The organism is Acidovorax sp. Root219, assembly GCF_001428665.1.
Lineage (GTDB): Bacteria > Pseudomonadota > Gammaproteobacteria > Burkholderiales > Burkholderiaceae_C > Acidovorax.
In genome coordinates, this window is sequence record NZ_LMIJ01000034.1 from 117,289 (window position 1) to 125,084 (window position 7,796).

7 protein-coding genes are annotated in these 7,796 nt (G+C 68.5%); 2 read left to right on the forward strand and 5 right to left on the reverse strand.

Features of this window, described 5'->3' with window-relative positions; genetic code table 11:
* Window positions 1–25: 25 nt before the first annotated feature.
* Window positions 26–1,669 carry a PAS domain-containing methyl-accepting chemotaxis protein gene (locus ASE28_RS27390; RefSeq protein ID WP_057269301.1) on the reverse strand — a complete coding sequence of 548 codons (1,644 nt, stop codon included), beginning with the start codon at window positions 1,667–1,669 and terminating at the stop codon, window positions 26–28.
* A gap of 285 nt (window positions 1,670–1,954) precedes the next feature.
* On the opposite strand from ASE28_RS27390, the gene yjjJ reads away from it, so the two are divergent.
* Window positions 1,955–3,364, forward strand: coding sequence for a type II toxin-antitoxin system HipA family toxin YjjJ (gene yjjJ, locus ASE28_RS27395; protein WP_057269302.1), 1,410 nt, complete (start codon window positions 1,955–1,957; stop codon window positions 3,362–3,364).
* A 273-nt stretch (window positions 3,365–3,637) separates the two neighbouring features.
* Here the strand turns inward: yjjJ and ASE28_RS27400 are convergent, their stop codons facing one another.
* From ASE28_RS27400 to ASE28_RS27415, 4 genes are read right to left on the reverse strand one after another with little or no spacing between them, the layout of a single operon-like run.
* Entirely contained in the window at window positions 3,638–4,339 is a 702-nt protein-coding gene (locus ASE28_RS27400) for a glutathione binding-like protein (RefSeq protein WP_057269303.1), read from the reverse strand.
* 1 nt (window position 4,340) lies between these two features.
* Entirely contained in the window at window positions 4,341–5,039 is a 699-nt protein-coding gene (locus tag ASE28_RS27405; RefSeq protein WP_057269304.1) for a glutathione S-transferase family protein, read from the reverse strand.
* Between the two features lie 11 nt (window positions 5,040–5,050).
* The gene (locus ASE28_RS27410) at window positions 5,051–5,752 is read right to left on the reverse strand and encodes an HAD-IA family hydrolase (protein ID WP_057269305.1); all 702 of its coding nucleotides are present in this window, start codon (window positions 5,750–5,752) and stop codon (window positions 5,051–5,053) included.
* A gap of 46 nt (window positions 5,753–5,798) precedes the next feature.
* Window positions 5,799–6,329: a peroxiredoxin-like family protein gene (locus tag ASE28_RS27415; RefSeq protein ID WP_082608283.1), complete on the reverse strand. Its 531-nt coding sequence runs from the start codon at window positions 6,327–6,329 to the stop codon at window positions 5,799–5,801.
* A 102-nt stretch (window positions 6,330–6,431) separates the two neighbouring features.
* On the opposite strand from ASE28_RS27415, the gene ASE28_RS27420 reads away from it, so the two are divergent.
* On the forward strand, window positions 6,432–7,280 hold the full coding sequence (locus ASE28_RS27420; RefSeq protein ID WP_057269307.1) for an AraC family transcriptional regulator: 849 nt from the start codon (window positions 6,432–6,434) through the stop codon (window positions 7,278–7,280).
* Window positions 7,281–7,796 lie beyond the last annotated feature (516 nt).

The window sequence follows — 7,796 nt, forward strand, 5'->3', positions numbered from 1 at the left end:
ACCGAGGCACTTGGCATCCACCACCTCACGCCGTCGTCAGCACCTTGCCACGCGGCTGCACCACCGGTCTGGCGCTGCGCTGACCCGGCACCGCAGCCCGCGTTGCCGACGGCACCACCCCCGCCTCCAGCCGAAACACCTGCACCGAATCCGCCACCGCACCCGCAGTGCGCGTCAACCCCTGCGCCGCAGCCGCCACCTGCTCCACCAGCGCCGCGTTTTCCTGGGTGATGGTGTCCAGCTGGCCCACGGCGGTGTTGACCTCGGAGATGCCGGCCAGTTGCTCCTGGCTGGCGTGGCTGATCTCGCCGACCACGGCGCTCACGCGCTGCACGCCCTCGACCACCTCGACCATGGTGGCCTGGGCCGCCTGGGTGCGCTGTTGGCCTTGCTCCACGCGGTGGGCCGACTGGTCGATCAGCTGCTTGATCTCGCGGGCGGCCTCGGCGCTGCGGCCGGCCAGGCTGCGCACCTCGCTGGCCACCACGGCAAAGCCGCGGCCCTGCTCGCCGGCGCGGGCGGCCTCCACGGCGGCATTGAGCGCCAATATGTTGGTCTGGAAGGCGATGGCGTTGATCACCTGCGTGATCTCGCCGATGCGGTCGGAGTCGCCCTGGATGTCGCGCATGGTCTGGCCCACACTGTCCACCGCCTCGCGGCTGCGCGTGGCGGCCGCGTTGGCCTGGCCTGCCAGGGCCGTGGCCTGGCGGGCCGCGTCGGCGCTCTGGCGCACGGTGCCGGTGATCTGCTCCATGGACGCCGCCGTCTGCTCCAGGCTGGCGGCCTGCGACTCGGTGCGTGCCGACAGGTCCAGGTTGCCCTGCGCGATCTCCTGCGCGCCCAGGCGCATGGATTCGCTTTCGTCGCGGGCATCGCGCACGATGGCGCACAGGTTGAACGACAGCTGCCCCAGCGCCTGCTCCAGGTCGCCCAGTTCATCGTTGCGGCCCCGGCGCACGGTGGCTGTCAGGTCGCCGGCCGCGACCCGGTTGGCCGCCACGGTCAGCGCCGCGATGGGCCCCACCAGCAGCCGCGCCAGGTACCACCAGGCCGCGCCGAACAGCGCCAGCTGCAGCGCCCAGCCGGCGGCACCGGGCAGCAGCATGCCGGTGGCCAGCGAGGCCGCCAGCAGCGCCAGCAGCACCAGCCCCAGCCGGGCCGCGAGGCCCAGCGTGGCCAGCCCGTGCGCCACGCGCCCCACCAGCGTGTGTCGCACCACGCGGCCCGAGCGCAGCCCGTGCACGCGCCGCCCGGCCTGCTTTTCTGCGCGCATGGTGGCGTAGAGCTGCTCGGCCGCAGCGATCTGCGCGCGCGTGGCCTCGGTGCGCACCGACATGTAGCCCACGGGTCGGCCGTCCTGCAGCAGCGGCGTGGCGTTGGCCATCACCCAGTAGTGATCGCCGTCCTTGCGCCGGTTCTTCACCGGGGCTGACCAGGGCCGACCCGAGGCGATGGTGGCCCACATGTCGCGAAATGCCTCCTCGGGCATGTCGGGGTGGCGAATCATGTTGTGCGGCTGGCCCACCAGCTCTTCCCGCGTGTAGCCGCTGACAGCCACGAAGGCCGCGTTGCAGTGCGTGATGCGCCCCTGCGTGTCGGTGGTGGAGACAAGGGTCTGGCCCTTGGGGACAGCATATACCTGTCTGGTGATTGGCAGGTTCAGGCGCATGGTGGAAGACTCCGCTGGACGATGCAGTCGATTGTCCGGACACCACCGCAAGCCCGACTTGACGAAGGTCAACGTTTGCTTGACGGGGCTCAATCTGGCGGGTTTGACCTTGGCCTTCGTTCTGTGGAGTTCGCCCTTGCCAGGGCGGGGCAGGGGCACATTGTGCAATGCGTGCGCAGGCATGGCGCCATGCCGCCAAGGGGGCAACCCTCTTGCCCTGGAAATCTCTCGGTTTCTATTCATTTATCTATTCATAAATCTATTCACCCGGACTAAGATACCTGCATGCCGACCTCCACCCGCCGCCACGCCGACCAGATTCGTGACCTGCTGCGCAGCGGGCTGAAAACCGCGCGGGCATTGGCGGATACCCTGGGAACAAGCCAACCCACAGTGTCCCGGGCGCTGCAGGCGCTGGGGCCGGATGCGCTGCGTCTGGGTGCTTCACGATCTATTCAGTATGCGCTGCGCGATGCCTCGCGGGCGGACCTGGTGGCGCCGATCTACCGGGTGACTGCCGAAGGCCGGTTGCAGGGGCTGGGCACCCTGGTGCCGGTGTATCCCGAAGGCTTCGTGATGGCGCAGGCCGATGGTGCCGTGCAAGGGCACACGGATGGCCTGCCGTGGTGGCTTTTCGACATGCGGCCGCAGGGGTACCTGGGGCGGGCCTACAACCAGCGGCATGGGCCCGCGCTGGGGCTGCCAGAGCGGCTGGCCGACTGGAACGATGCGCACGTGATGCGCGCGCTGCTGCGCGAGGGGGGTGACCTGCCCGGCAACCTGCTGGTGGGCGATGCGGCGCAGCAGGCGTTCGTGAACGCGGGCGTGCCCGTGCCGATTGCGCTGGCCGGCAAGGCGCGGGCCTATGCGGCGCTGGCACTGGCCGCAGCGCGCGGTGAACAGGCGGGATCGTCGGCGGGGGGCGAGCAGCCCAAGTTCACGGCCTATGCACAGTGCGGGGGCAGCGGCCGGGGGAGCGCTGCGGCGATGGCGGAGCCTGCCCACGTGATCGTCAAGTTCAGCGCTGCGGTGCAAAGCCCGGTGAGCGAGCGCTGGCGTGACCTGTTGCTGGCCGAGCATGTGGCGCTGCAGGTGCTGCGGGACCATGGCATCGCGGCGGCGCGCACGCAGGTCATCGACCATGGCGGGCAGCGGTTTCTGGAGGTGGAGCGTTTTGACCGGGTGGGCGCGCTGGGCCGGCGCGCGCTGCACTCGCTGACCGCCCTGGACGCGGAGTTTGTCGGCAACAGCGGCCGCTGGCCCGAGATGGTGGTGGCCCTGGCGCGCGAAGGCGTGGTGCAGCCCGAGGCGGTGGACGCCGCCAGCCTGCTGTGGGCCTTTGGCACTCTGATCGGCAACACCGACATGCACAGCGGCAACCTGTCGTTCATGGCCGAGCACGGCCGGCCGTACCAGCTGGCGCCGGCCTATGACATGACGCCCATGGCCTTTGCGCCCACGGCGGCGGGCGAGGTGCCGGTGCGCCCGCTGGCGCTGGTCATCGGCCCGCAGGTGCCGCCGCACACCTGGCGGCAGGCCCTGGCGCTGGCGCAGGATTTTGTGGGCCGACTCGCGGCGTTGGGTCGCAAGGGCGGCGCAAAGGGCGGTTTCAGCGAGGGTTTTGCTGCATGCATGGATGCGCTGTCGGCGCATGTGGCGCAGGCCGGGGAGCGGATCGGCCGGCTTGCCGCATAGCCTTGGTGGCCGGGCTGTGCCATGGCGCCATACACCCTTCACCCCGTGTTCATTGGCCGAGCATGTTTGTGCAAGCGACATGGCCATTGCGCAGAAAGGCAAATTGCCAATGCCACGCAACGGCCTGCTCACACGCTCCATGCCCTGCAGTCACACCCACCAAGGCGCTGTTGTACTACCCGGGTTGCATCGGCCGGCAGGGGCTGATGCCGCCGATGACATCCCGGGCGTTGTTGCCGTCAGCCGCGAGCGTTGAATGGGCTTTGCGTTGGTCTATCGCACCACGCCCGCGTCCTGTCCGAACAGCAGGCCGCGCGATGCCGCGTCGACCACCGGGGCCGTGTTGACCTCGTTGGCCTTCTGGTAGGCGCGCACTGTGGACGGCCGCTCGCGCACGCGCTCGAACCATGTTTGCAGGTGCGGAAAATCCGACAGCACCTGTCGCTGGCGTTCGTGGGGCAGGATCCACGGGTAGCACGCCATGTCGGCAATGGAGTAACCGTCGCCTGCGATGAAGGTGCGCCCGTCACCCAGGTGCTTGTTCAGCACGCCGTACAGGCGCGAGGTCTCCTTCACATAGCGCTCGATGGCATAGGGCAACGGCTCGGGCGCATATTGCACGAAATGGTGGTTCTGCCCGGCCATGGGCCCCAGGCCCCCCATCTGCCAATACAGCCATTGCAGCACCAGGTTGCGTCCGCGCAGGTCCTGCGGAATGAAGCGTTGCGTCTTGTCTGCCAGGTACTGCAGGATGGCGCCCGATTCGAACAGCGACAGTGGTGCCCCGCCGTCGGCCGGTGCATGGTCGACGATGGCCGGGATGCGGTTGTTCGGTGCGATGCGCAGGAACTCGGGCGCAAACTGCTCGCCACGGCCGATGTGGACCGGCACGATGCGGTAGGGCAGCGCGGCCTCCTCCAGAAACATGGTTACCTTGTGGCCGTTCGGCGTGGTCCAGTAGTGCAGGTCCAGCATGTCAGGCCCCCGGTGCTGCGGACAGGCGGGCGTTCTGCGGAAACATGGCGCGCCGCGTTTCATCGTCGACCTCGGTCTTGAAGGCGTGCCGGGTTTTCAGCGCCTCGGCGCGCTGGGCGGCGGGCCGGGCGTTCACGGTGTCGAGCAGGCGCTTGACATGGGGCAGCTTGTCCCACGGGTCGGTGCCCAGCACATAGGGCACGGCGCGGGCCCAGCCCCACACGGCCATGTCGACCAGCGTGTACTCCTCGCCCAGCATCCAGGTGCGGGTGGACAGGCGCTCGTTGATGAGCGTCCAGTGCCGCCATGCCTCGAAGTCGTAGCGGTTGAGCGCATAGGTCTTGGGCTCGGGTGCCACATGCCTGAAGTGCACCGACTGCCCCGAATAGGGCCCGATGCCGGTGGCCACGAACATCAGCCACGAGTGCATTGCGGCGCGCGCCGCTGGCGTGTTCTCGGGCAGGAAGAGGCCTGTCTTCTCCGCCAGGTACAGCAAAATGGCGTTGCTGTCGAAGACGACTGCGTCGCCATCGACCAGTGCGGGTGTCTTGCCATTGGGATTGATGGCAAGAAACGCCGGCGTGTGCTGCTCGCCACGGCGGGTGTCCACCGGCACCATCTCGTAGGGCAGGGCTGCCTCCTCCAGGAACAGGGCGACCTTGGCGGGGTTCGGTGATGGGTGGTAGTAGAGCTTGATCATGGGGGTGTGTCTCAGGGAGAGGAAAGAACCTGCTCGCACAGGGCAGCGAAGCCATCGACGATGTGGTCGTAGGCCATGTGGGGGTGGGGGTCGGGCGGGCCCGCCGGGCCCCACTCGTCGGGGCGGGCGACGAAGGCAGTGCGCAGGCCTGCCGCATGCGCCGCGTTGAGGTCGAAGTTGTGGCAGGCCACCATCAGGATGCGCTCGGGGGCCAGGTTCAGCCAGCGCGCTGCCGTGGCGTAGGCTTCGCGGTGCGGCTTGTAGGCGCCGATCATCTCGCACGAGACGATGGCGTCCCAGGTGAAGCCGTTGCGACGCGACACGTCGATGACCAGGGCCGTCGGCAGCATCGTGAACGAGACCACCGGCACGCGCGCACGCAGCGACGCCAGCGCCGGCGCAAAGTCGGGCCAGGCGCGCAGGCGGTGCCAGGCGCGCCACAGGTGCGTGCGGCCTGGCGCATCCAGTGCCGGGAGCCCGAAGGCCAGCACGGCCTCGTCCAGCGCCAGCAGGTGCACGTCGTCCATGTTGAACGCCGGCTGCACCTGCCCGACAATGCCCTGCATGGTGCTGCGCCGCCATGCATTGGCGAATGCGTGGCGGTCAAAGGCCAGCCCCTGCCAGGCAGGCACCCGGGCCAGTTCGTCGACCAGCGATCCGTGCCAGTCCAGCACCGTGCCGCCGGTGTCGAAGGCTACTGCGTCGTATTGCATGGGAGGGCCTTGCTTGCTTGATTGTTTGATTGCTTGTTGGTGGGGGTCAGGAGGCTGCGGTGTACTCGCCACGGGCAGGGTAGTTTTTCGCCAGCGCGAAGTCCAGCGCATCGCGCAGCTCATCAAAGTGTGGCCGCGCAAACGGCATGGTCTGCACGGCACCGTAGTACAGCGTGCCGTCCGGGCGCACCAGGAACACGCCGGGTTCGGAGAACAGCGCCGGCTCCTCCAAGCCAAGGGACGTCATGCCGCGCGAGGCGCTTATGTACAGCCCCCAGGCACGGGCCACCGCCAGCGGCAGGCTGTGGCCTACGCGCAGGCCGGGCGCGCGCAGCTTGTCCGCCATGGCCTGTGCGCGCTCGGCGGTGTCGCTGGACACCGCCACCACCTTCACCCCGCGCTGTTCAAACTCTGGCAGCAGACGGCTCAGCTCCAGCAGGTAGCGCAGGCATATCGGGCAGTGCAGACCCCGGTAGAAGACGACCAGGGTGAAATTCTGTGGTGCGTCTGCTGCGAGTGTGAAGTCGCCGTGGGCCAGCGTGGGCACGGACAGGGCGGGTACGGGTTGGCGTGGCATCAGCACAGTGAGGTCCTTGGCATTTCAAATCACAGGGTCACTGTAGCAGCCAAAGTGAGACGTATGGAATCAATACGTCTCCGATAAGATACCATTCGTCTCATGTCTGATCGCCTCTCGACCCTGCTGGCCCGTTTTCAGCTGCACGCGCGCGTGTTGCACCGTGGGGCATTGCCGGGCGTTCTGGACCTGAGCGCAAGCCAGCATGGCAGCCATCTGCATCTGCTTTGCGAGGGTCAGATGGAGATGGCAACGGCCGCAGGCGCGCGCCTGGTGGTGAGCGAGCCCAGCGTGCTGCTGCTGCCGCGCCCGCTGGGGCACCAACTGGTGCCGGCGCGGGGTGCTGCGCCTGAACTCGTCAGCGCGGCCATCGATTTCGGTCCGAGCGATGAAAACCCGCTGCTGCGCGGCCTGCCGGATGTGCTGCACGTGCCGCTGGCGCAGCTGCAGGCGGGCGGGGCAGCGCTGGTGCTGGTGCAGCAGTCGCTGGTCGTCGAGGCGCAGGCGCAGCGCTGCGGACACCTGGCGGTGGTGGACCGGCTGGTCGAGGTGCTGGTGATCCAACTGCTGCGGCATGCGATGGCGCAGCGTCTGGTCGATGTCGGCGTGCTCGCCGGGCTGGCCGATGTGCGATTGGCGCGCGTGCTCAATGCCTTGCACGCCGAACCTGAACGCCCCTGGACGCTGGACACGATGGCGCTGCTGGCCGGCATGTCGCGCGCGCGTTTTGCGGCCCGGTTCGGCGCCGCGCTGGGCACGCCGCCCGCTGAATACCTGGGTACCTGGCGTATCGGGCTGGCGCGCTCGCTGCTGCGCCAGGGCATGTCGGTCAAGCAGGTCGCGCCCGAGGTCGGCTATGCCAATGCCAGCGCGCTCGCGCGCGCCTTCACGCAACGCCTGGGCCAATCCCCTACGGCGTGGCTGGCGCAGGAATCACGGGGGGCGGGCTGAGAATCTTTCGCCATGCCCGCCTTGCACGCCAAAACACCCCGGCCCGTCGGTGCAAATGCGTGCTTGCCATGGCCCAGCCATGGCTGTGCTTTGCGCCTGGATTCAAGGCGTTTTGGCGCGCCCTGACCGGGATGGTGAACATGCCCAGGCACCCAGACTGCCACGCGCGGCCGGGGTCTGCCCATGCATTGGAACGAACCCGCATAGCGCCTGCCCACCCCATCGCTGGACCATCGGGCACCGCTGCAGGTGGCTGGCCAGCGCGTAGACGTCCTTCACGGCAGCCAGGGGGTCGGCAGCACCTGGGTATGGGTCTGCGCTCTTGACAGGCCGGCGCCGCCCCGAGGCGCCCTTGTCCTACCCGAAGCCGCCTTGGGCTGCGGCATATTGCGCTGATGGCGAAAGACCACCACGACCAAGATGGCGCTGTTGACCCTGCTGCCGCTCTAGGAACGTGCGCGGCAGAAGGAGCATCGGCTGCAACGCCCGACAAACCGGTCTCGCCGGGTATCACCT